This window comes from Maribacter halichondriae (assembly GCF_027474825.1).
GTDB lineage: Bacteria > Bacteroidota > Bacteroidia > Flavobacteriales > Flavobacteriaceae > Meishania > Meishania halichondriae.
The window spans coordinates 4,155,090-4,176,625 of the sequence record NZ_CP107030.1; the positions used below are offsets into that span (position 1 = coordinate 4,155,090).

Here is a 21,536-nt window from a genome sequence, read left to right on the forward strand (position 1 = left end):
AGAATGATCTTTTTCCACAACCCTTTAGAGTTATCTGGAAAAAATTTGGAATCAAATAACCACTAAAAAGAAAATAATGCCAAGATTATTTCTATTGCTTCTAGTACTTACTTGTCTGATGTCGTGCAAATCCAAGAAAGAAAAGAACCTGGATTCGGCCGATGAAATAGCCTATAATTTTCACATTGATGAGAGCGATAATGAAATACGGGTTTTCGAAGACGGGGCAACGTCAGCGCTGCTGACCCAGAACGCTAAACACGATTTTAGACCCTATATCCATCCGATTTTGGCGCCTGGCTCCACGGCCGAACTGACCCAGTACAGTCCCGGGCACCACAAGCACCAGACTGGACTTTATTGGGGCTTTACCCGAGTGAACGGCGAAGGCGCCACTCCCGAAGAATTGAAAAAATGGTTTTACAAGCCCGATAAGCCCGAGGCTATCAAAAAAGATAGGTAGAGATTTTTTCCATAATCCTGGTGGTGATTATTGGCAAAAAGTCGCATCCGAAGTTCTTGTTCCCGAAGGGAAGGAAGTAAAATGGAAGACGGTCTACAACATGCTGGATGCAGAAAAAAAACCAATTCTTAAAGAGACCCAAACATGGACCCTAACCCAAAAAGGGAACAAATATTTCTTAAGTCTTGAATGGCAAGGTGAGGCCTTGACCGATATTACGATCAATGAATTTGATTACGGAGGTCTCTTCCTTAGAATGCCTTGGGAAAAGGGCATCAAAGGCGAAGTGATGAATGCCGCACTCCAAAAAAATGAAAAGGCGAACGAGAAAAGAGCCATGTGGGCCGATGTCGGAATGGAAATAGAAGGCCTGGAACCATGGGGCCATATTGCGATTTTCGATCATACAGGGAATCAAGGATATCCACAGCCATGGAGGGTAGACGGGCAGTTTGGCATCGGCCCCGTATTGGCAAAGTCAGGGGATTGGCATATCAAAAAAGGGGAGATAAAAATATTCCAATATCAAATAGTGGCCTATTCGGGCGATTTGGATACAGTGGAGATGAACGACCTTTGGGGCGATTATGTAGGGGATAAGGGAATGTACAATACCGCCTCGCTCTGGCAAATTGCCAAGCAGGAAGGCCGAGACGCCAAGTTTTTAAATCCAAAGGAAGCGGTCGAGGCCATGACCGTAAAGGAAGGTTATAGCGTAAACGCATTTGCCTCCGAGCCCATGATTACCCAGCCCATTGCTTTTTGTTGGGACGATAAGGGTAGGATGTGGATAGCCGAGAACAGAGACTATGAAAACAGGCAAGAAGGGTTTGCCAATTCGGGTGACAGTCGCATACTTATATTAGAGGACACCGATCGCGATGGAGTGGCGGATACCAAAAAAGTATTTATGGAGGGCATCCCTTTCCCTTCGGCCATCGCAGTTGGTCATGGCGGAGTATTCATCGGTGCACCACCGAACCTGCTTTTCGTGCCCGATAGCAATAATGATGACAAGGCCGATGAAAAGGACATTAAGGTGCTTTTGACTGGCTGGGGCATCCGAGACCGGCATGAGACGATCAATAGCTTCCATTGGGGTCCCGACGGTTGGTTGTATGGTCTTGAGGGTTTTGCTACTCCCTCTAAAATACGAAAGCCCAATGATGGAGAAGGACGACTGTATAAGCATGGCGATGAATTTCCAAAAAATCTATTGGAGAAGGAAGGAGTCGATATTAATGGAGGCGTTTGGAGGTACCATCCCATAAAGGAACGTTTTGAAGTGGTGGCCCATGGCTTCAGCAATCCCTGGGGCATAGACTATGATGCCAAGGGAGAAATGTTTATAACGGCATGTGTAATTCCCCACATGTTCCACATTATGAACGGGGGCATATACCACAGGCAGGGAGGACAACATTTTAACCCCTATGTTTATGAGGATATCAAGACCATTGTAGACCATAGTCACAGATCGGCACACGGAGGCGCAAGAATTTACCAGTCCGATGCCTTTCCAGCAAGTGAGCAAGGACGCTTATTTATGGCGAACATCCATGACCATGGCGTACTGTCGGATATTCTTGAGCCCAACGGTTCTGGCTTCACTGCGCGCCATAGCGATGAGTTCATGATGGCCAATAATGCCCAGTTTGTAGGCTTCAGCATGGAGGTGGGTCCTGCAGGCGATCTGTATGTACTTGATTGGCACGATGCCGATATATGTGGGGGCGATGTACTTAATAAGGATACGGGTAGGGTGTTCCGAATTACTCCCGAAAAGTCCTTGGCCGAGAATTGGCCGGGCAGATTTGATGACTTAAACAAGAGAAGTGATGAGGAACTTGTAGCGTTGCAATTGAGTAAAAGTAATTGGCATGCGCAACGGTCACGTGTCATATTGCAATACAGAGCAGCTAAAAAAGCACTGGATGCAAATGCGGTTAAACGCTTGAATGACATATTGGCCAATGAGAAAAGTGAAGATATAAGGCTGCGCGCCTTATGGACTTTACAAATAACCAATAACCTTAGTTCACAAAGACTTTTGGATTTATTGAATGACAAGGACCAATACGTCCGTTCATGGGCCATTCAATTTCTGGTTGAGGATGGGCAACCCTCGGAAAGAGCCATAAACCAGATGACAGCTATGGCGAATACTGAAACTTCGGCTGTCGTTAGACGCCATCTTGCCGGAGCCCTACAACGTATAAATGAAGCCGACCGTTGGGCTCTTGCTGAATCCCTAGTTCGGTTTGAGGAAGACGCGGATGACCCAAATATACCTCTGATGTTATGGTTTGGGATAGAACCAATAGTAGCAAAGCAGCCTGGAAGAGCATTGGCGATGGCTGTGGAAAGTGCAATTCCCTCCTTGTACAAAAAATTGCAAGACGTCTCGTGGATGAGGGCCAATTGGAAAAATTGATTGCTGCGATTGGGCAAAAATCCAGTACACAGTCAGATCTGTTAAGCGGACTATTGGCAGGTTTGGAAGGAAATATAGATGCTAAGGAGCCTTCGAATTGGTCGAATGTCTATCAATCATTGCAAAACAACGCCAAGTTCTCTTCCCTTGCCGATGCCGTAGCTCAGAAATTTGGTAATGCTGAAGTAGCTCAAAAAATGTTGGCGGTTATCAATGATTCAAGTGCAAAACCTGAGGAAAAAAGGAAAGCAATTCGGGCCTTGGCTTCCCAGCAAAATCCAGCATTGCAAGAGGAAATACCTAAATTACTGGAGGATGAGGAGCTGCGATTAGAAACTATTAAGTCCATTGCAGCTTATGATAGTGATGAGCTGGGCAAGGCGTTATTTCAGAAATATAAGGACCTTTCGCAGCCGGAAAAAGAGCAGGCCATATTGACCATGGCTTCGCGGCCAAGATATGGAAGGTTTTTAGGGAATGCCCTTAAAAATGGCACGATTCCAAAATCTGATATCCCGGCGCATGCTGTTCTACAATTAAGGGCCGTTTTGGGCAATGGTTTTGTGGAGATTTGGGGTCCCATTGATGATATATCCCAAACATTACAAGTTGAGTATATCAAATACCAAGGCATATTGACAGATGATGCCCTCGTCAAAGCGAGCCCGGGCAGGGGCAAGGAGGTCTATGCGCGTGTCTGTGCCACTTGCCATATGCTGCATGGGAAAGGCGGAAAGATAGGACCAGACCTTACGGGCTCCAATCGAACCAACATGACCTATTTACTGAGTAATATTCTAAACCCGAGTGGAGATGTACAGGAAGATTATAAACTAGTGGTGATTACTACACAAGACGGACGTACCTATAGCGGAAACGTTATAGCCGAAAACGACAGAAGTCTTACCCTGCGGGTGGTTGGTCAAGACCCGATTGTGCTCAATAAATCACAAATTAGGACTAGGGATGTTTCTGAAAAATCTATGATGCCAGAAGGGTTATTGAACAACTTAAGCAAAGAAGAGGTGTTGAATTTGATAGCGTATTTGAAGAAGCTGGAGCCATCGGCATAATGTCACAATTGCTTAGTATTAAGCAAGTGAATAGAACATATTTGGAAACTGGTTTAAATTGATTCTGAGTTTTTCATTAAAGTTTAATTTGAAGAACAGTAAGATAGTTTTGAATTTCAAAACACTAGGAAGACTCAGTAATTACTTATAACTTATCGCTATTTGACCATAATGACGGATTATAGAACATTTATGTTCTATAATTTATATTATGTAAAATAGATTATTTTTAAGACTTCGCACTATCGCCCATCTTTAGGTCTCGCCGACCTTTATTGCCGTTAAAAAGCTCAAGGGTAATGAATAAAACTATTTACGTTTCGAAGTATAATCCGTAGTGTTTAGTACACAACACGACTTTTATCACATTCACTTCGTTCAGAATAAGTTGCACAATTTGTAGTTAGCTTACAGATGGCATCACTTTGATGCATTGGGACCTTATTTTTATCCTGAGTAGTATCAAAAGCCATAAATAGCAATAAAATCCCCACTAACCAAAGGCTGTAAAAAATTAAGAAGTTGCGATGCTTTTTCATGTACTTACAAGTATAACCTTATATCTGACAGCTTCGTATTTTAAAAATGGTAATCTTTTCCTAAAAAAATGCACTCTAATACCTTTAATCAACCATGGGTCTAAAACACCAATACAACTCGATTGTATTTCTTTGAAAATTTGCGCACAAAAAAAGCCCATCCGCCAACTGGCGGATGGGCTTCAATTTTAAAGTTTAATCGTCTTATTCTATAACTCTTACGTCAACTGCGTTTAATCCTTTTTTTCCTTGGGTTAGTTCGAATTCTACTTCATCGCCTTCGCGAATCTCATCTACTAATCCTGAAATGTGAACAAAATGTTCGTTGTTTGAACCTTCTTCTGTAATAAATCCGAAGCCTTTGGCATCGTTGAAGAATTTTACTGTTCCTTTACTCATTGTACTATAATTTAATATTAATAATTACAAAGCGTATTTCAATTATGATGCCACAAATGAAACATACGTAAAACTATAATTTGGCAAAGCTAATACTCGTAAGTCCGACTGCCGATTTGTGTACTTTTGATGTTTCTAAATCGCGGGCATTGATTTTACCCATGCCGTCCAATTGTATTCTAGAATCGTCCGCTTTGCCAGTAAAGCGCATAGAACACAATCCTTCTAAATCAACACGAAGCTCCTGCACGTCCACTTCAATTTTGCCTCTAATGAGCCCGTCTCCACTTACACTAAAGCTATCACTGGAAACAGGATCAATGGATTTGACAGATACCAAACCTTCCATATCAATCCCTTTTAGTTCGGGATGTGTCAAATACACTTTGATTTTAGGAGCGGAATGGCGTTTTCTAGTACCGCCGTTACGTTGTTTTTCACGAAGTCGTATGTATAAGGTGTTATTTTGAACGGTGATTTGATAATCCTCGAATTTTCGCTCATTTTTTGCTTCAATACGAACGTTGGCCTCAGTACCTTGTTTTAGATAGAGTCGTATGTTTCCGTCCAATCGCACATTATCAAAGGCTTCTTCTAAATCTTGGGTTTCGTTATACTGCCCCATTCCACTACATACCGCTAAGAGCATTAACGCTAAAACTAAACTTGCTTTTTTCATGATTTGTCGTTTTCTGATTGGTGAATAGTTCTTGTTTCTACTACTATAGATGCGATTGTTTTGCGCTTGTTACACTAATCCCCCATTTTATTCTCTTTAAGGACTAAACCTTAATAGGTTACATAGGTAAACGACTTATGTACAATCTGCCAGTCACCTTTCGTTTTGAGCAATAAAAAATAATCTGTATACAATCGCTTGCGTTCCGGCATATCAATTTCAACTTTGGCCGTGGCAGCATCGTTCGTAATATCGATATCGATTATTTTTCCGATACGGTTGCTTTTTTGGCCTTCCTTGACATTACCAATATAATCCGATCCTTTCCACGCGGTCACACTATCGTTTTTTACAAAATAAAGATTGAATTCTGGATGAAAGGCTATTTTTAAACGTTCCGGCTCCCCATTGGCCGTACCTTCAATATAATGGGTTAGCACTTCGGTAACAGCTTCTTTATCGGTTTGCGAGAAGCTAATTTGTATTGCACATATCAGCATGGTAGTTGTGAGCAGTTTTTTCATGATATATCGATTTTTGATGAAATACTAAGGTAAGATTTTAATTGATAATGGGCTCAGAGGTAGCGCATCGGCATTCACTACCCACTTTCTAAATCATTCCCCATATAATTTATAAAGACGCCATCGCTTCACAGCAGTCCAAATGATACTATTGAAAACCAAATTTTCAGTCTTTTCGTGTAAATGGAACGAACCGCACCGCCATTAAACTCTTTTTAACGATTCTATTTTTCTTTTTTATCAAGAGCATCAGTTGCCGTATCCCATTATGTGGCCCAACAGGTATAATCAGTCTGCCACCAATTTTGAGCTGATCTATCAAATCCTGCGGTATGGTTTCGGCTCCAGCCGTGACCATTACAGCATCAAACGGCGCTTTTTCAGGCCAGCCGTGATACCCATCTCCAGCCCTAACCATCACATTGTCGTAATGCAATGCTTTTAAACGCTTCTCGGCTTCAAGTGCCAGATTTTCCACTATTTCAATGGTATATACCGAATCCACGATTTTTGCCAGTACGGCTGCCTGATAACCTGATCCCGTACCGATTTCCAATACCCTATCCGACTTTTTCAGCTGCAGGGCTTCGGTCATAAAAGCTACAATGTAGGGCTGTGATATCGTTTGCCCATTGCCGATTGGCAAGGGTCCATCCGAATAGGCATAGGGTTTTACCTCTTCAGGTACGAATTCATGGCGCGGCACGCCCAACATAGCGAGCAGAGTCGGAGGGTCTGCCACACCACGCGCTTTTATTTGCTCCTCCACCATTTTTTTTTGTAAGGTAGTATAATCCTCCTGTGCAGCAATAGCGCCATTGTATAAAATAAAACTTCCGATAAATAGTAGTATATATTTCATTATTAGAGTTTTACATTAATCAAGTAATTGCTAATCTCATTCTTGTAATTCCAGTATCTTGAATTTGAGCGTTCGGATTTTCACCGTGTCCGTTTCACTGAATTTCCCGCCTAACATTGGGGTATCGAAACGTCTTTCAAGATTATTACCAGCTAAGTCTTCCAATCGTGATTCTACGCGTAGTTCGATTTCGGAGGGCTGCCATTCGGTATCTGGCTCGAATCGTAATATGCTTGCTTTTTCAATAAGACTGAATTGACCTTTGACCGGTATATTCTTTTGATCATAAATTCGAATTGTTTCTTTTGCTAAAAATGCATCCATAGGCTCGCCAAAATTCACATGCAAGCCTTTAGCGGATTCTCCTTGCTCCATTTCTATCTGCCATTTGTCCATATCCGGCTTTTTATCGTCTCGCGGCCCAACAAAGAATTTTTTGGTGTAGGCCTTTTTTAAGGCTATCCCCTCAATTGATTTCCAAGCATTGTCGATTGTTATGGTATACTTCTTTCCTGCTTTCAGTGGCAGCCCTTTTTCACGATTGGGTATCAAATCCGTCTTGATGCGCCCTGGGTCCAACCATAGGGTCAGTACGGTCCGTTCTTTGTTCCACAACTCCGACTCCAATCTCAAAAAAGGTTCTATTGCCATACTGTCGGTTTCATTGGCAACGGAAATGAAATCCAAGGCATTGTGAACTTCTTGCATCGGTTGTGCGAACTCCAGGTACATTTTTAAAAGGTTTTCAGGTACCGTATCCAAATTTGGATGAATTGCCAACAATACCGCCGTACCCTTCTTTTCCTTTTTTGGTATTGTAAATGAGGCCAACACTTCCGTATTGTTTTTACGAAGTGTATAGGTTTGTCCCTCAGTAAAAGGAATAACTGGTGCAAAGTGATGTTTACCTTCTGCACCTACAATAACCCCGATAACCGAAGTCTGGGATTCCTCCCCTATAAAAACCCGTAATTTTTCAACATCCATATTCGTTGAAAATGTGACACCAACGGCCTTTTCATTCTCATAGTCGATCTGTTCAATGGCTACCCTATCGCCCCGCCAGCATGCTACGAACAAAGTCAAACAAAAAAAGACCAAGTAAAACCTGATCTTTTTATGAATGCTATGTAGATGGTCTACATCCATTCCGTTGCACGTACGCGTAATGTTAGGTTACCGTCAGACTGCCGCTGAAGGTAAACCACATGGGTCGCATCGAGATTATCCATTTGCAATACATACGGAAAAGGCAGATTATCATAAGCCACACCCGCAGTCTCCGCAAATACGGTTACCGGTTTGGTCATCGTATCCTTAAAATTGGCGATATCGTCATACTTAATGCGCATGACCGGTCTATTGCTGTTCGACATCAAAAAGTAGGTACTCCCCTCCTTTTCGTACGATATCATATCCAAAGGCGAATTACCCGCACCGAGTTCGGCCACCGTTCGGCCCTTTGTATGTTTTCCGTCCTTGAGTTCATCCATGGGAAACAGCACCAAAGGCGTACAGGTATAACTGGCCATCAGATAATCGACTTCATCAAGTTCAATGATATCGAAGGTCTTAATGGGTGAATGTGTTTCAAATGCGCCATGAGCGGCATGCCAAATTTCAAGGGATGCATACTCCTGGGTATCTTTGAAAGGAAACGGAATGCTTCTAAAGGTGGAACCGAATTCCTTGTTTGACAGACCCGAGACCAACACTTTTCCATCATGGAACTTAAGATCTGAAATGGCCCAAGTACGTAACGGGCGTTCCCTACGATCCTTGGCATCGGCGGCCACCGGATCCGTCAATGCAATTTTGGAATAGCTTACCTCTTTCAAGGAAACATTTTCAAACCCCTCCCCTTCAATTTCAACAATATTGGAGTTCCGTCAGCTACCTGAACGGAAAAATAGATGTTTTTGGAAATCGGATTGACGGCCATATCACTTATCTTGATATTCTCAATGGTGGTACCCAACGATGAGGCAATCTTCTTATCGAATTCCCCCATGTTGATTTCGGTTACATCACCGGTCGATTCTAGGTCTTTGGTTTCAAGAGCATAAATAGCGGCATTTTGGGAATCACCCAAGAACAAGATTCCTTCTGGGCCGAAACTCATATGATTAATAGAAGCTATCTTAGGGTTTCCGTATACGAAATCTGCCGTCAAATTTGATTCGGATTCCATATTAACGGTAGCTGACAAGGTCAACAAGACCACAGCGCACAGTGCGAAAGCGGGAATTATTTTTTTCATTTTCCTATGGATATTGGTTCACTATTAAATTATCAATTTCTTCACTGCAACTTGGAATCCATTTGGCCAATTAACTCAAATTTAACATGTTAGACAACAAGTGAACCCCAAATGCTACTACAATCTTCGTGCGAAAATTAGTAGCTTTTGCAAATCAGCTCCTAAAAAAACCAATGCTCCTTCTCGTCGTCCTCCTTAATAATCAACTATAAGTAATCCTCTAATCGCAACTTAAGCCTTGGTGCTACCTCCAATGAAGAAGCGTATTTTCCAATACTCGCCAAGCGTAGTTCAAATACTAAAAAAAATATAATCCGTTATAAACCAACATATTTTATCTATTGGGCAAGCCCTAATATTGAATTTTGTAAATCCAAATCTTCAAACCAATGAGACATTATAGTCTGCTTTTTTGTTTGTTTTTTATGTTCTTGATGGCTAGAGGTCAGATGAGCCATGGTTTTGAAATAGGCGCCAACCTTATGAACGCCGATTTCAATATTGAAAATGCCGAAATCGATGCCAAGAATGCCGTTGGGCCAAGGGCAGGTTATGTTGGGGAATACAATATAACCGATGCCTTATTCCTTAGAGGGGCCCTACTCTATATGCAAAAGGGATTCAAATTTTCCGACGAGACCTGGGCCGTCAACAGTTTCGACCTACCCATTAGCGTAGGTTACACTTTTGATTTGAGCGGCGATAAGATCCAATGGTTTATCGACGGGGGTGCAAGTTTGGAATACAATACAAGGGCGATTACCCGAATCGATGACGAACCGGTAGAATTGATCATCGGTAAGGAAGAGGGTGATATCAAGGCCCTATCCTCTGGGGTGAGTTTTGGTACCGGCCTGCAGTTTGCCCGGCTCATCAAGCTACGGGTCAATTACTATCAGGGTTTGACCAATATGATCAACACCACTACCTCAGATGAATGGAAAAACCGTTATCTGGGCCTATCCTTAAACTTTTTATTCAGAAAATAACTCCTATGAAAGTTTTCAGCTACCTTCAAAAACGCAATCCCCTTTTTGTACTGTTCACCCTCATGCTCTTGGCGATAAGCATTCCATCTTATGCTACTACAACCCCAAGTGCTGTACAACCAGAAGATACCAAAGGCCTATTTTCCATTCAGTTCTCATGGAATAAGGAATCCTTCAACGATATTACCCGTATCGAAATCGAGTACAAACGCAAGGGTTTATTGAATAAAAAGAAAGTCAGTGGTAAGACAGCTTTATATGCCAAGAAGAACGAATTCATCAACTTGGAACTCCGTGAGGGGGAATATGAAATGACGGGTATAAAAATCCGTAGTTCAGAATTTGCCTATAACCAATACCTGAGTGTTTCGATTGACGAGCCTTTTGTCATCAAACCTGGTCAGGTTACCAATGGGGGAATGATTTTCCTAATTCGGGAAAACAAGGAAGCCAAGTCGGTAATGCTATTGAAAATGGATAATACGGCAGATGTAAAACAGTATGTCAATATCTATATGCCCGCTTATGAGGCCAAGCTCAGTAGCCTTCAACCCGCATGGATTTTCTTGGAGAAGAAAACCGTAGATAAACTGATCACCTCCTTTGCCCATGCCATCGTGAAGAACGAGAATCGAAATCCCCGTAAAAACATGAAGTACCTGCGCACTACTTTGGGTATGGCATTCAAAATGACACAAAACGAGGATGGTAAGATTACCTCCTATGAACTTATTCCTACCCCGACCTACCAAGAAATCAAGGCCATGAAAATCTTACCTGGGGGAAAGCTGCTTTGCACTTTGGAGAATGGAAGCTATTTATATGGGGATGACGAGGGATTGGACTTTATGCCTTTACCCAAAGGGTTGGAGAAAATACCCGAATTAAGTCTGATCAAAGGAGGCCGATTCTTATTGGTCGATGCACATTTCAATATTTTTTCGGCCGATGCTTCCTTTAACTGGAAAGACCAACTTGCCTATAGGAAAGAACAACAGAGTGGGGGCTTATTTACAATATTCCCAACAGTGACCTACCCTAAGATTTATAAAGGGAATGATCATATTTACATCTATTCCCCAAAGGAAGAGAAAGATCCGATACTGTTACAATCGAGTTATGACAACATCGATTTTCAACCGGTTGCCCTGTCTGAAGAAGTTAAAAAGGTTCCGCTTGTTTCTGAAACGGCAACCCATATCTTTGTTGGCCCTATTTTAAAGCAAAGTGCGACCGCCAAACGCCCCGCCTATCTTTATGTAAAAGAGCACACAGCGCCCGGCTGGACGGTTAGGAATCTGCCACGTGGCGATTGCAATAAGTTTTCTCCCGCGGAAGATGGATCTGTTTTGTACACGGAATGCTCGAAGGATAATTGGTTCGAGAGCAGGGACGTGGGGCAAAGTTGGTCTAAATGGAAAGAAAGTAAGTAATTTACCGGCACATTTTACTATGCTGCAGCTACTAGCATCCTGCTACAGCATTTACATTGGGAGTTTGACTACAGTATGATGTGCTCTCAATCCTTATCTCGTAATGAGGAAGCTTTGGCAAAAGCCTCGTCGGCCTCCGCAGTCTTGCCCAAAGCCTTGAATGCTGTGCCAAGGCCTTCCCACATTTCGTAATCCTCAGGGTAATATTCGGTAAACATTCCGTAGAGAAATACTGCCCCTTCAAATTGTTCTTGAAACAACATATTCCTTCCTACCTGTTTGAATTCTTTATCAAAGGGAATATGTGCATACACGGGGTCTTTTACGATACGAGTGGCATCCGTTTTTAGCTGCTCCATTTCCCCGGCGATGAACAATTTGGTAAAATGGTCCATGGGGTTGACCAAGAACGAATCGAAATCGTAGTTCATAGCCAAGTCTAACACAGGGTCTTGATTGGTTCGATACTCCTCAAAGGTCATTTCCCTTAAAATTTGAGGTGTCGTGGCATCTGCGTTTTCCCACTGGGGTTTGTCCTGCCACCAAGCAAAGGATAAATACGCATCTATCTTAGAATTCGGCAAAGTTGTTTTCTTGGCATCGCCATAGAAATTCTTGTTTTCGGCAGTCGGTTCCCCTATCATTATGGCATTTGTATAATTTTCAATCTCATTGGTCAGGTTTTGACAAGCCGAAAACGTGTTGCGGCCTATGATATAAATGAATTTTCCCTTCGCATTGATTTTGGGCCGTGCCATAATACCCTGAATGAGTGGTTTGTTGTTGTAGTTGTTGCCTCCCCCATTCAAACGCACATCATAAATGAGTTTCTGCACCTCGTTGGTGTCGATAAATTCGAAGAGTCGTCCGTAAAATTCAGCCAAGGCTTCTGTTTCATGGTTGAATACCGAGCTCTGACGCACATACACTGTTTTAGATTCGGGCAAGTACTCAAAATAGTAGTATTTCTCGTTAAGATGTTTGAGATACAAGGGGTCCTCCCCTTCTGCCCTAGCGCTAACCCACGATTCATCAGGTGTAGTAAATCCATAATTACGAGAAAGTTCTTCATACGGAATAGCAGTCAGCTCATATTCGCTTACCTTCCCGTCTTTTTCCAAGGTCAAGGTTATGTTCTTGCTGTAGGCATTAATAACTTTTTGCGCATGTAGCACTGTTGGTACCGTAAGAAAGCGAATGCCATAAGCCTTAAAATAACTATCATTCTCTACAGGAACCACAGGACGTATCATTTGCAAGGCTTCCTCTACGGTGAAATCACCGACTTTAAGCACCTTCGCACCTAGTATCTTTTGGTGTTGCTTCTGTGTTCCTTCCACATAAATACCATCTTTAAAATAATATAGGTTTACTGGTAATACCCCATCTTTGGCGATGGTACCAAAGGGAATCTGGGTGTGACCGTACTCGAACAGGGAAACCATGTGCGCTAGGCCTACCTCGATTTCATGTTCTTCCAAATCAGGAATCTCAGCATAAAGTTCTTCGACCTCGGCATCCCAAACTTCTTTTTTTACTTTTTTAAATAGGAAAGGAAAATCGGAATCTACCGTTTCTTGTAGAAAGCGCAGATCTTCTTGCCATTGTTCTGCCGTTAAACGCTGCTGACTCACTGCCGTACCGCAAAAGGTTATGGCTATTAATAGTACGAAGAAGTGTTTGATGGAAATTGTTTTCATCTGTTTATATTTATTTATTTTTTATCGGTCAGATGTAATTCGCCATTAAACATTTCGGTGGGAATCACAAATTGTTATGGCTCATTTCATGGTTTTTTGATTGATTTGTTATGTTTGACCGCAAAGTAGCACCAAAGTTACACCAACCGAAAATTGATTTGACTGAAATGTTAAATTAATGGGTTGGGCCGTCGTTTTTAGGAGTTCACCTTAGTAACATAGAATTCTTAACCCATTAAAAAGATATGCAAAGCACTACTCCTCCAACTCCCCTACCGTACCGGAATATCGTATTGGATTACGATGTGAACTTCGAATAGAAACCAAGGCGGACGAATTTGGGTACACCTCGGTATTTATGATAAACGTTTCTGTTTTGTCGTTTATGGTAAATTTGATACGATGCCTGTTCTTATCATCTTCTCGAATGATTTCAATGTTTTTGGGTATGGCGTTAAACTTAATTCCTGGATTGTCATCATAACCGCCTCCCATTTGGCGCTCCCCAAAATAAGGTAGATTCGCTGAAACGGAATCTCCGTGCACTTTGATGAAATGGCCCTGGCCGGTTACATCAATACGACTTATGGTATTTCCTGGAGGCAACATACCGCTATTCGCCACTTGGGCCATGGCTTGGGTTACTAGGGGCTCTACAGTTCTAACCTTGATTTCAAAACGTTTTTGTGCAATCAAACCATCCAATGCAGCATTATTCTCCACAAGCTTTTGTGATGGCGAGCAGTGTAACATCAATATTGTTACACTAAAGACGAGTGCTATTTTCCGTACAATCATGGTCTATTTTTTACGCTACATAAGGTACTGAAAGCGTATCAAATCTTGTGCCATATCGTAAAACAAAAAAACCACCCGATGGGTGGTCTCCTTGTCGCTATGCAATGTATACTAATTTGATGTTTTCAGAATCCAAACCATTATATTCTGTAACCATACTCAAAAAAGCCGCTTCCACCTTTTGATGTGCCAACAATCCTGATTTGACTTCACCCTGCAAATAGCCCTGCACGCCATAGTGATTGTTCTCATAATTTTCCTTGACCGATTATACTATTGTATATCAGTAATTTACGTAATTATCCCGGTTATAGTACCTACCCCCACATAACCACTAGTATTCTACATAAAACCCTAAGCGATTTTGGGAACCTTCAACTTTTGCAAGAAGAACAGAAACCCTATGGCCAATATAAAATGTAGACCACAAAACAACCAACCCAGGGTATTCATGACACCTGAAAACGATGCAATGAAGGTTGAAATAGCATCCAAACCATGAAATATGAGATTCCCGATAAGGATTGCTTTTAATCCCGTTGATGCATTGTTCTCATTTCGCACTAAGTAACACATGATTCCGAAGTTTAGCAAGCCAGAACCGGAAACGCGCGCCATAAGGATTCCATCTGGATCCAAATCGAGTCCGACCATAGGAAAGAATAGTCCGGGTATGGCCAGCATAACCAATCCGAAGGGTACAAATAAAACCGCGTTGCTAATCAAAAATTGTTTTAAGCTCATAATCCGTTATTTTTAAATTAATTGTGTTTCCAAATCGGCAAAAACAGGCTCCAATTCCACATGAAGGGCATCACCGAATTTGCTTACCATAATATATATCGTAATGACATAAACCATCTCGACCAGTTGTGCTTCACTCCAATGTTCGCGCATGCGACTCCACAGTGCATCGCTTACTCTATTCGCATCTTCTCTGATCTGCATGGTCAATTCCAAAATACTACGTTCGGCCTCTGTGAAATGCGGGCTGGTTTTATATAGGTCACCCTTTAAATCGGCCACTTTCTCATCAGAAATACCTAATCGTCTAGAAACTACTTCATGCTGTGTTACACAATACTCACATTCGTTTTCCAACGTGGATTTTAGAATCAAAAGTTCTTTGGTTTTCCAATCGACCAGGCCATCCTGCAGTACTTCCATAATTAATTGGTTCATCGGAAGTGCCAAATTCTCGACGACGCCCCATGCCTTGAAAATGTTCAACAACAGCTGGAATCGTTCAGCCGTTTCATCATAACTAGCCTGTAGTTTTGGGGAGGCATCCTCCCGCTCCTTTAATGTAATACGTGCCATACTATTCTTTTTTCAGGTTATTATTCCTTTTAACTAAGCAATTGCTTAGTAATTATTCAAAAAAACTATTTCAATGTCGTCATGGTTTGATCAATAAAGACGTCTATCTCTTCGGCCTGCTGAAACTTTGCGTACACCGATAAGCCCTGCAAACTGCCCAGTAAAAAAAGTGCATTGCGTTTGATATCAAATTCCGGGGACACCTCCCCTATTCTCTTGGCCTTTTCCAGAACATGTTCCAAAATTCGCTTGATAAACTCAAAATATAATTCAAGCTGCTGTAGTACTTTCGCATCTTTATGACCTACTTCCAAACTGGTATTGACCATTAAACAACCATTGGCCTGCTTACCTTCACGCACCGTACGTGAGTAGTCAGATAAAAATTTACGTATATCCGCCAATCTTCCCTCTGAATCTTTCAACTCTTTCAAAAAAGTATTGCCGACGTGGTTTTTGTACTTTTTAAGCACCTCAATAAATAGTTCTTGTTTACTACCGAAGCTGGAATAGATAGAAAACTGATTGATGCCCATATCTTTTTCCAACAGACGAACGGAAGTTCCCTCATAACCATTCTGCCAAAAGGTATGCATGGCTTTCTCCAATACTACATCAGAATCGTACGCTTTTTTACGTGGCATTTTACGTTATTAAAATTCAAAACTAAGCATTTGCTTTGAAACAAACAAATGCTTTAATTATTTATCCTTATTCCCATGCTATTATATCTCAGGGTTGCTTTTTCCGCAGGTAAAGAGTACTCGTGTGTTCCTTCTAACCCAAAGTTTTTTTGTAGTTACCTAGTACTCACAGCTGGCATCATCGGCCTTTACATAATACGATTTGTAGTTTTTCGCTTCTTTGTCCATGCAGCCACAAAGGTTCAGAAGTTCAATCGATTTAAAATCGATGGGTGCCGTCTCGGCTTGAATCGAGATATACCCTTCCTTTAACGGGGCACCTTCTTGGTAAGCACTTTCTTCGTAGCCGCTTATGGCACCTCCCCCGATGGTGGGTTTTCGAAATTCCATAACGACCTGGCCCTCCATAATATGCTGCACCAAAGAATCGCCGAGCACAAGCGCCTCTACCTCTACCCATTCATCTCCATGATAGGTTTTTGAAACGGAGTTTATACAGTGCGGGGTGAACAAGGTGTCTCCCATTACCACGTTTGTACCAGGTGTACATAAATTTGCGGTAGTACGTTCATCGTTACCATTGCCTCCCAAAAGCTGCAATTCCAATGAAATCGGGAAGTCTTGTTGAAGTCCGATGGTTTTCGGATCTTGACAATGCAACATCAAACCGTTGTTGCGTACTGCCCAACCTGGGCCACCCTTCTGCTGCGAGCCAACAAATCGGTATTTGGCCTTCAGTTTATAATGCGAGAATTTTTGCTTGTAATACAAATGCCCAAAATCGGCATTAAATGTATCTTTTTGATTATAACGCACACTTAAAAGGCTGTCTTTGAGTACAAATCTATCCTTATAGTTGATCCCTAATTCAGTTCCTGCAAACTTTGGAGTCCATTCGCTCAGGTCCGTTCCGTCGAACAACGAAATCCATTCTTCGGTATCCTTATCCGTATTTTTTACGGGCTGTTTACAACTCGTTGTACAAAGGATTAGCAGCAACATTGTAGCGAAAGATAATACTAAGCCACGAAATCGAATTGGAAGAAAATAATGCATTATCAGATTAGTTTAATTGGGTAGAATATAATAATTTGTATATAGAAATACTAAAATGCCTGCTTCGGCACATATGCCGTATGAATCGTCGAATGCCCATTATCAACATCCGTCCAGGCAAAATATACCTTGTCATTGACCAATTCCATTTGAGGGAAGCCCGTTTTTCGCGAAGCGTCCAAATCCGTAATTTTTATAGCCTTTGACACTTCTCCCGAACGTTTCACTTTTACGGCTTTTATTTGGGCGCTATCTTTTTTAGATTCCATATAGCTGATGATGGCCGTATCATGATCGAGCAATGCAATATCCACCCTCCCCATGGCATTCATTTCGCTAACCGATATGGGAGTATCAAAAAATTTTCCACCATCAGCAGAAAAAATCACATTTACCTTCGGATTTTCATTCGCTGCTGTAAACCAAGCTATTGCCAATGTATTATCCATTGCCGTTGCCTTCGGTCCGTTTACCGGGCATCCGTTAATTTTCCAATTATCGTTATGGATTGCTTTGGGTTCGGTCCATTCGCCAGCGACATGCCGAACGATGTAGATATCTCGAATCTCGTCTTCAGAACGGTCACGATAAATCACAACCGGACCCTTCTTGGTAATCGTAGCGGTCGTTTGACAGCAATCACAGGTTCGGGAATCTAATTCCATCTCACTGCTAATGTCGCCGGTCGGTGAAACTTCGACAGCCCGAATCGTCATGGCACCACGCTCCTCCCCTATTTTTTCTTCGGTATTTCGCCCATCAAGCCAAGTAACAAAAAACGAATCTGACTTGTATGGCAACAGGGTTACGAAACCATGTTCGGTCGGTGTGTTATCGGAATGAAGGGCTAAATTAGTTCGCCATTGTGATTCTCCTTTGGGCAAAACATTGAGTTTCACGTCATACGAATACGTTCCTTCCGAAGATTTTTTTAAAACATGTGACAAAAGATTGCCCTTATTTTCCGCGATGGCAGGAAAGTCGGCCCAATTCACAAACCAATCGTTCCCATCGATAATTTCGTGTGGTGTTTCCCATGTATCCCCTTTTAACTTGGAATATTTTAGGATGGTTAGACTATCCCCTACCGTTTCCATCCAAGATAACAGTGTAATATTAGAATTCGAAAATAAATGGGGTAAAGAACTATTAGGTCCTGCGGGAGAAACTATGGCCTGAAGTGATACAACCTCCTTTTTCGGTTCCTCTTTGCATGAATTCAATCCCATGAGTAAAAAAAAGATACTAGCTATCGTTCGGCCCATTACCGGATTTCCTTTAGTTTTTGGATGATTTCAGGGGAGTCCCATTCGGTCATTCCGTCGATCCGTTCGACTCGCTCCCCTACCTCGTTGTAAATAAATGTGGCAGGTAGCGCACTAATCTGTTGTTCTGCCATGGAACCATTGTATTTGAGGAAGGTAAAATCGAATTTCTTTTTTTCTTTGAACGCTTTGATTTTCTCCATCGATTGGTCGGAAGCTAGGAGAAAAACGTAGTCTTCCTCTTCCAAAAGTTCTTGTGCTTTTAACATCGAGGGCATCTCTTCGATACATGGTTTACACCAGGTCGCCCAATAGTTCAAGACCACTCTTTTTCCTAAAAAATCGCTAAGTTCTACAGCGTTGCCGTTCAAATCTTGATACGACGGCAATTTTTGTGAGTTTGCAATAATTTTCGATTCAGTTACCTCGTCCTCAGCAGTGCGGACTATTTCTTTGCACCCAAGTAATAACAACATCGCTAAAAAAATAACCCCAGTTTAGATTTCATTTGGTGCACTTTGAATCAGGGAACAAGGTAGCGAAAATTATTCTTTCGTTTAACTCCAAATGGGGTACGGATTACTGGAGAGTTGTCACACAAAGCGCAACACATTATAGAAATTGATGAATAGGGAAGAAACGAAATATTAGTAGCTACGAATTCCTTGGACATAGTCGTGCACACCCTGCTGTAGCTCTTGGAATTCAGATAATTGTTGTTTAACATTATCCATATAGTCCTCGACCGATTTTTTCCGCTCCTTTAAGTTTTCTATCATCTCTCGATTTGAATTGCTTAGATGTTCCAATCCTTTTTTCAAGGTTTCGGACCGCTCGAACAAGTTGTAGGTTCTCGGTTCGCAGATATAGGAGCTGAGTTTTGTTTTTAATTGCCCCATTTCCCGCTGATTGCGTTCTAGTCGTAGTACCAATTTGCTCTTTTCGAAGGAGTTTTCGACGGATTTCATAGTCATCAGATTTATGGGTTAGTAGCATTCGTAACATCGGGGGTTCAGTATATACGTAAAGATAACGCCATTTAGATGTGCCTAAGTATCTTAAAATTAGAGTTTAACGTTTATTTATTATTAGGAGTACAATTTCTTTAACTGTCAGTTTAATTTGTACGAATTTTTAGTTCGATTTATTTGCAAATACCCCCTTCACTTTCTAACTTCATAAAAAAGAATTAGATGGATATCAACTTCGAGTATCACGACGTAAAGGCAAGTGCAAGATTGGAAATTCTTGCAGGAGAAAAACTGAATAAATTGCTTGACAAGTTCGATTTTATAATACGGGCGGATGTGTTTTTTAAAACGGAAAACACATCAGATCAAGACAAGGGAAAGATATGTAACATTCGATTGAGCATCCCTGGGCCACGTCTCTTTGCCGAAGCCAATCATGGTTCGTTCGAAGCGTCGATTGCTGAAGCCGCCAGCGATCTCGAAATTCAATTGCGAAAACGGAAAGGTAAAATGCAGCGTCATTAGGAGGTAGACGGAACTGGCAAGTCCGACTAATCTGGATTTTCAATATCGTCCTCAAACTTGGTTTCGGCAATTACCTTGACCAATCTTTCAGAGAAAACAGGACTTCTTTTTAAATCGCGGATCAATTTTCTTCTTTTACGGTCCGAAATATCCAGAGTGTCTAAAAGCTGTTTCGTACGTTGTAAAGTGATGATCCTATCTTCTTTCAATTGAATTCTGTCTTCAACGGAAATTACCAATTCGGGTTCGAAACGTTCCATAACGGTATGCCGTTGTACTTTGAGTTTTTCCTTTTTTTCAGTGTCCCCGTTCACAGTTTGGGTCTGGGCAGAAACCAGAAGTGTGCCCATCATAAATAGGAACAGGAATAAACTATGTTTGGTAAAACTTCTCATTCTTAATAACTATGTATGGCACTCTAAGAAAATGGATAATATGCTATTGTTCGACATCCTCAAATTTGGTTTCTGCCAAAAGTGCTTTCGATAGTCTTTCGGAGACACCATTTTTATACAAATCTCTTAACAACCGGCGTCGCTTTCGGTCAGAAATATCCAAAGTGTCCAAAATGGCTCTGGTGTACATAATTTTGGCCATGCGTTGCTCGTTCGATTCCAAAAAGTCGGGTTCGAATTTCGATAAAACAGGACCATCTTCCTCGTCAGCTATTTCTCTGGCCATTTGGGGAGAATTTTGAACGACCCCGGTTTGTTGCGCTTGGGCCGTCATTGCCAAAAGAAAAAATAGTATGAGGGTGATTAAAAAAATACTTTTTTTCATCTCCGAATAATAGTTCTCCTTTACAATGTAGAAAAAAATCGCAATGCCGGTAATTTGAGTATGATAGGTGCTGTTCGCCCTGCGTATTCATCCTTTTATCGATACGATTAATATCAATATCTTTGGTACGATCCTTGTAATGAACCGCTTATGAAAACGATATGCTTTTACTTGATTTTATTTATGGTCACAACGCCCATACTGTCTCAAGACAAGATGGAAATCAAGTCCGCCAAAATCACCTTTACCTTTGTCAACAATGACGTGGATGGTTCTATATCGGACTTCAAGTCTTCCTCCAATATTGATTTTGAAAATCTCTCGGGTTCAACCTTCGAAGGTTCCGCAGCGGTAGAGACCCTCAAGACCGGAAATTTTCTGCGTGATTGGTCCCTGAAAGGCGGCAAATATTTCGATGCAGATGCCTATCCCCAAATTACCTTCACAAGTTCTGAGGTATTGACTAATGCAAAAGGTTTTACGGTCAAGGGTACATTGACCATTAAAGATACTTCTAAACCCATTGCCATTGATTTCATAAAGAACGGAAAACAACTGACAGGTACCGTTACCCTGAATTCGTACGACTATGGTATCCAAATCAAAAAAAACAGGGAGCAAAATAACGTGGTCGTCCAAATGATTTTTGATTTGCAGTAACTGAACTCGTCTTGAATTAATGTTTGGAACCGAGAATGAAGGCTTTTGCGTACTGATTTTGCCATTTTTCACTTCTGTAGCTATTGCTATGCAACCAAAAAATGGCAAAATCAGTACGCAAAATGCGAAATTCGTAGGTAAAACATTAATTCAAGACGAGTT

At 41.6% G+C, this 21,536-nt stretch carries 25 protein-coding genes; 7 read left to right on the forward strand and 18 right to left on the reverse strand.

Features of this window, described 5'->3' with window-relative positions; all coding sequences use genetic code 11:
• Window positions 1–76 precede the first annotated feature (76 nt).
• From N8A86_RS19480 to N8A86_RS19490, 3 genes are read left to right on the forward strand one after another with little or no spacing between them, the layout of a single operon-like run.
• Window positions 77–463, forward strand: coding sequence for a DUF6807 family protein (locus tag N8A86_RS19480; protein ID WP_273566897.1), 387 nt, complete (start codon window positions 77–79; stop codon window positions 461–463).
• Window positions 456–2,897 (forward strand): PVC-type heme-binding CxxCH protein, encoded by a 2,442-nt coding sequence (locus N8A86_RS19485; protein ID WP_273569103.1) that lies wholly within the window; start codon window positions 456–458, stop codon window positions 2,895–2,897. The genes N8A86_RS19480 and N8A86_RS19485 overlap by 8 nt, the downstream gene beginning before the upstream one ends.
• On the forward strand, window positions 2,870–3,970 hold the full coding sequence (locus tag N8A86_RS19490) for a c-type cytochrome (RefSeq protein WP_273566898.1): 1,101 nt from the start codon (window positions 2,870–2,872) through the stop codon (window positions 3,968–3,970). The genes N8A86_RS19485 and N8A86_RS19490 overlap by 28 nt, the downstream gene beginning before the upstream one ends.
• 743 nt (window positions 3,971–4,713) lie before the next feature.
• Here N8A86_RS19490 and N8A86_RS19495 read toward each other — a convergent pair.
• The 7 genes from N8A86_RS19495 to N8A86_RS19525 form a co-directional block, all read right to left on the reverse strand.
• The gene (locus N8A86_RS19495; protein ID WP_273566899.1) at window positions 4,714–4,908 is read right to left on the reverse strand and encodes a cold-shock protein; all 195 of its coding nucleotides are present in this window, start codon (window positions 4,906–4,908) and stop codon (window positions 4,714–4,716) included.
• 73 nt (window positions 4,909–4,981) lie between these two features.
• Window positions 4,982–5,587 (reverse strand): GIN domain-containing protein, encoded by a 606-nt coding sequence (locus tag N8A86_RS19500; RefSeq protein ID WP_273566900.1) that lies wholly within the window; start codon window positions 5,585–5,587, stop codon window positions 4,982–4,984.
• Window positions 5,588–5,697: 110 nt separating this feature from the next.
• The gene (locus N8A86_RS19505) at window positions 5,698–6,111 is read right to left on the reverse strand and encodes a nuclear transport factor 2 family protein (protein WP_273566901.1); all 414 of its coding nucleotides are present in this window, start codon (window positions 6,109–6,111) and stop codon (window positions 5,698–5,700) included.
• A gap of 166 nt (window positions 6,112–6,277) precedes the next feature.
• Window positions 6,278–6,973 carry a protein-L-isoaspartate(D-aspartate) O-methyltransferase gene (locus tag N8A86_RS19510; protein WP_273566902.1) on the reverse strand — a complete coding sequence of 232 codons (696 nt, stop codon included), beginning with the start codon at window positions 6,971–6,973 and terminating at the stop codon, window positions 6,278–6,280.
• Between the two features lie 36 nt (window positions 6,974–7,009).
• Complete coding sequence (locus tag N8A86_RS19515; RefSeq protein WP_273566903.1) at window positions 7,010–8,122, reverse strand: hypothetical protein; 1,113 nt, start codon at window positions 8,120–8,122, stop codon at window positions 7,010–7,012.
• The gene (locus tag N8A86_RS19520; RefSeq protein WP_273566904.1) at window positions 8,113–8,811 is read right to left on the reverse strand and encodes a hypothetical protein; all 699 of its coding nucleotides are present in this window, start codon (window positions 8,809–8,811) and stop codon (window positions 8,113–8,115) included. Before N8A86_RS19520 ends, N8A86_RS19515 begins: the two co-directional genes overlap by 10 nt.
• Window positions 8,808–9,233: a hypothetical protein gene (locus N8A86_RS19525; protein WP_273566905.1), complete on the reverse strand. Its 426-nt coding sequence runs from the start codon at window positions 9,231–9,233 to the stop codon at window positions 8,808–8,810. The genes N8A86_RS19520 and N8A86_RS19525 overlap by 4 nt, the downstream gene beginning before the upstream one ends.
• Before the next feature lie 389 nt (window positions 9,234–9,622).
• Here N8A86_RS19525 and N8A86_RS19530 point away from each other — a divergent pair, with 389 nt between their 5' ends.
• Both N8A86_RS19530 and N8A86_RS19535 read left to right on the forward strand, forming a co-directional pair.
• A complete protein-coding gene (locus N8A86_RS19530) occupies window positions 9,623–10,222 on the forward strand; it encodes an outer membrane beta-barrel protein (protein WP_273566906.1) in 600 nt (199 codons plus the stop codon).
• 5 nt (window positions 10,223–10,227) lie between these two features.
• Window positions 10,228–11,655 (forward strand): hypothetical protein, encoded by a 1,428-nt coding sequence (locus N8A86_RS19535; RefSeq protein WP_273566907.1) that lies wholly within the window; start codon window positions 10,228–10,230, stop codon window positions 11,653–11,655.
• Window positions 11,656–11,741: 86 nt separating this feature from the next.
• Here the strand turns inward: N8A86_RS19535 and N8A86_RS19540 are convergent, their stop codons facing one another.
• The 9 genes from N8A86_RS19540 to N8A86_RS19580 form a co-directional block, all read right to left on the reverse strand.
• Window positions 11,742–13,355 carry a tetratricopeptide repeat protein gene (locus tag N8A86_RS19540; protein WP_273566908.1) on the reverse strand — a complete coding sequence of 538 codons (1,614 nt, stop codon included), beginning with the start codon at window positions 13,353–13,355 and terminating at the stop codon, window positions 11,742–11,744.
• A gap of 255 nt (window positions 13,356–13,610) precedes the next feature.
• Window positions 13,611–14,153, reverse strand: coding sequence for a DUF4251 domain-containing protein (locus N8A86_RS19545; protein WP_273566909.1), 543 nt, complete (start codon window positions 14,151–14,153; stop codon window positions 13,611–13,613).
• Between the two features lie 354 nt (window positions 14,154–14,507).
• Complete coding sequence (locus N8A86_RS19550) at window positions 14,508–14,897, reverse strand: hypothetical protein (protein ID WP_273566910.1); 390 nt, start codon at window positions 14,895–14,897, stop codon at window positions 14,508–14,510.
• Window positions 14,898–14,909: 12 nt separating this feature from the next.
• On the reverse strand, window positions 14,910–15,473 hold the full coding sequence (locus tag N8A86_RS19555) for a carboxymuconolactone decarboxylase family protein (RefSeq protein WP_273566911.1): 564 nt from the start codon (window positions 15,471–15,473) through the stop codon (window positions 14,910–14,912).
• 65 nt (window positions 15,474–15,538) lie between these two features.
• Window positions 15,539–16,117, reverse strand: coding sequence for a TetR/AcrR family transcriptional regulator (locus N8A86_RS19560; RefSeq protein ID WP_273566912.1), 579 nt, complete (start codon window positions 16,115–16,117; stop codon window positions 15,539–15,541).
• A gap of 159 nt (window positions 16,118–16,276) precedes the next feature.
• Window positions 16,277–17,119 carry a 3-keto-disaccharide hydrolase gene (locus N8A86_RS19565; RefSeq protein ID WP_273566913.1) on the reverse strand — a complete coding sequence of 281 codons (843 nt, stop codon included), beginning with the start codon at window positions 17,117–17,119 and terminating at the stop codon, window positions 16,277–16,279.
• Between the two features lie 104 nt (window positions 17,120–17,223).
• Complete coding sequence (locus N8A86_RS19570) at window positions 17,224–18,438, reverse strand: hypothetical protein (protein ID WP_273566914.1); 1,215 nt, start codon at window positions 18,436–18,438, stop codon at window positions 17,224–17,226.
• On the reverse strand, window positions 18,438–18,914 hold the full coding sequence (locus N8A86_RS19575; RefSeq protein ID WP_273566915.1) for a TlpA family protein disulfide reductase: 477 nt from the start codon (window positions 18,912–18,914) through the stop codon (window positions 18,438–18,440). The genes N8A86_RS19570 and N8A86_RS19575 overlap by 1 nt, the downstream gene beginning before the upstream one ends.
• 171 nt (window positions 18,915–19,085) lie before the next feature.
• Window positions 19,086–19,406, reverse strand: coding sequence for a hypothetical protein (locus tag N8A86_RS19580; RefSeq protein WP_273566916.1), 321 nt, complete (start codon window positions 19,404–19,406; stop codon window positions 19,086–19,088).
• A 225-nt stretch (window positions 19,407–19,631) separates the two neighbouring features.
• Between N8A86_RS19580 and hpf the strand changes: the two genes are divergently transcribed.
• Window positions 19,632–19,934: a ribosome hibernation-promoting factor, HPF/YfiA family gene (gene hpf, locus N8A86_RS19585; protein ID WP_273566917.1), complete on the forward strand. Its 303-nt coding sequence runs from the start codon at window positions 19,632–19,634 to the stop codon at window positions 19,932–19,934.
• A 26-nt stretch (window positions 19,935–19,960) separates the two neighbouring features.
• On the opposite strand, the gene N8A86_RS19590 is transcribed toward hpf, so the two are convergent.
• Both N8A86_RS19590 and N8A86_RS19595 read right to left on the reverse strand, forming a co-directional pair.
• Window positions 19,961–20,329, reverse strand: a complete 369-nt coding sequence (locus tag N8A86_RS19590; protein WP_273566918.1) for a hypothetical protein — start codon at window positions 20,327–20,329, stop codon at window positions 19,961–19,963.
• Window positions 20,330–20,372: 43 nt separating this feature from the next.
• On the reverse strand, window positions 20,373–20,714 hold the full coding sequence (locus N8A86_RS19595; protein WP_273566919.1) for a hypothetical protein: 342 nt from the start codon (window positions 20,712–20,714) through the stop codon (window positions 20,373–20,375).
• Window positions 20,715–20,864: 150 nt separating this feature from the next.
• Here N8A86_RS19595 and N8A86_RS19600 point away from each other — a divergent pair, with 150 nt between their 5' ends.
• Window positions 20,865–21,374, forward strand: a complete 510-nt coding sequence (locus N8A86_RS19600; protein ID WP_273566920.1) for a YceI family protein — start codon at window positions 20,865–20,867, stop codon at window positions 21,372–21,374.
• The last annotated feature ends 162 nt before the right edge of the window (window positions 21,375–21,536 follow it).

Coding starts and splice junctions, on each gene's coding strand:
- N8A86_RS19480 (WP_273566897.1), top strand. CDS start 77: ATGCCAAGATTATTTCTATTGCTTCTAGTACTTACTTGTCTGATGTCG.
- N8A86_RS19495 (WP_273566899.1), bottom strand. CDS start 4,908: ATGAGTAAAGGAACAGTAAAATTCTTCAACGATGCCAAAGGCTTCGGA.
- N8A86_RS19500 (WP_273566900.1), bottom strand. CDS start 5,587: ATGAAAAAAGCAAGTTTAGTTTTAGCGTTAATGCTCTTAGCGGTATGT.
- N8A86_RS19505 (WP_273566901.1), bottom strand. CDS start 6,111: ATGAAAAAACTGCTCACAACTACCATGCTGATATGTGCAATACAAATT.
- N8A86_RS19510 (WP_273566902.1), bottom strand. CDS start 6,973: ATGAAATATATACTACTATTTATCGGAAGTTTTATTTTATACAATGGC.
- N8A86_RS19515 (WP_273566903.1), bottom strand. CDS start 8,122: ATGGATGTAGACCATCTACATAGCATTCATAAAAAGATCAGGTTTTAC.
- N8A86_RS19525 (WP_273566905.1), bottom strand. CDS start 9,233: ATGAAAAAAATAATTCCCGCTTTCGCACTGTGCGCTGTGGTCTTGTTG.
- N8A86_RS19530 (WP_273566906.1), top strand. CDS start 9,623: ATGAGACATTATAGTCTGCTTTTTTGTTTGTTTTTTATGTTCTTGATG.
- N8A86_RS19535 (WP_273566907.1), top strand. CDS start 10,228: ATGAAAGTTTTCAGCTACCTTCAAAAACGCAATCCCCTTTTTGTACTG.
- N8A86_RS19540 (WP_273566908.1), bottom strand. CDS start 13,355: ATGAAAACAATTTCCATCAAACACTTCTTCGTACTATTAATAGCCATA.
- N8A86_RS19545 (WP_273566909.1), bottom strand. CDS start 14,153: ATGATTGTACGGAAAATAGCACTCGTCTTTAGTGTAACAATATTGATG.
- N8A86_RS19550 (WP_273566910.1), bottom strand. CDS start 14,897: ATGAGCTTAAAACAATTTTTGATTAGCAACGCGGTTTTATTTGTACCC.
- N8A86_RS19555 (WP_273566911.1), bottom strand. CDS start 15,473: ATGGCACGTATTACATTAAAGGAGCGGGAGGATGCCTCCCCAAAACTA.
- N8A86_RS19560 (WP_273566912.1), bottom strand. CDS start 16,117: ATGCCACGTAAAAAAGCGTACGATTCTGATGTAGTATTGGAGAAAGCC.
- N8A86_RS19565 (WP_273566913.1), bottom strand. CDS start 17,119: ATGTTGCTGCTAATCCTTTGTACAACGAGTTGTAAACAGCCCGTAAAA.
- N8A86_RS19570 (WP_273566914.1), bottom strand. CDS start 18,438: ATGGGCCGAACGATAGCTAGTATCTTTTTTTTACTCATGGGATTGAAT.
- N8A86_RS19575 (WP_273566915.1), bottom strand. CDS start 18,914: ATGTTGTTATTACTTGGGTGCAAAGAAATAGTCCGCACTGCTGAGGAC.
- N8A86_RS19580 (WP_273566916.1), bottom strand. CDS start 19,406: ATGAAATCCGTCGAAAACTCCTTCGAAAAGAGCAAATTGGTACTACGA.
- hpf (WP_273566917.1), top strand. CDS start 19,632: ATGGATATCAACTTCGAGTATCACGACGTAAAGGCAAGTGCAAGATTG.
- N8A86_RS19590 (WP_273566918.1), bottom strand. CDS start 20,329: ATGAGAAGTTTTACCAAACATAGTTTATTCCTGTTCCTATTTATGATG.
- N8A86_RS19595 (WP_273566919.1), bottom strand. CDS start 20,714: ATGAAAAAAAGTATTTTTTTAATCACCCTCATACTATTTTTTCTTTTG.
- N8A86_RS19600 (WP_273566920.1), top strand. CDS start 20,865: ATGAAAACGATATGCTTTTACTTGATTTTATTTATGGTCACAACGCCC.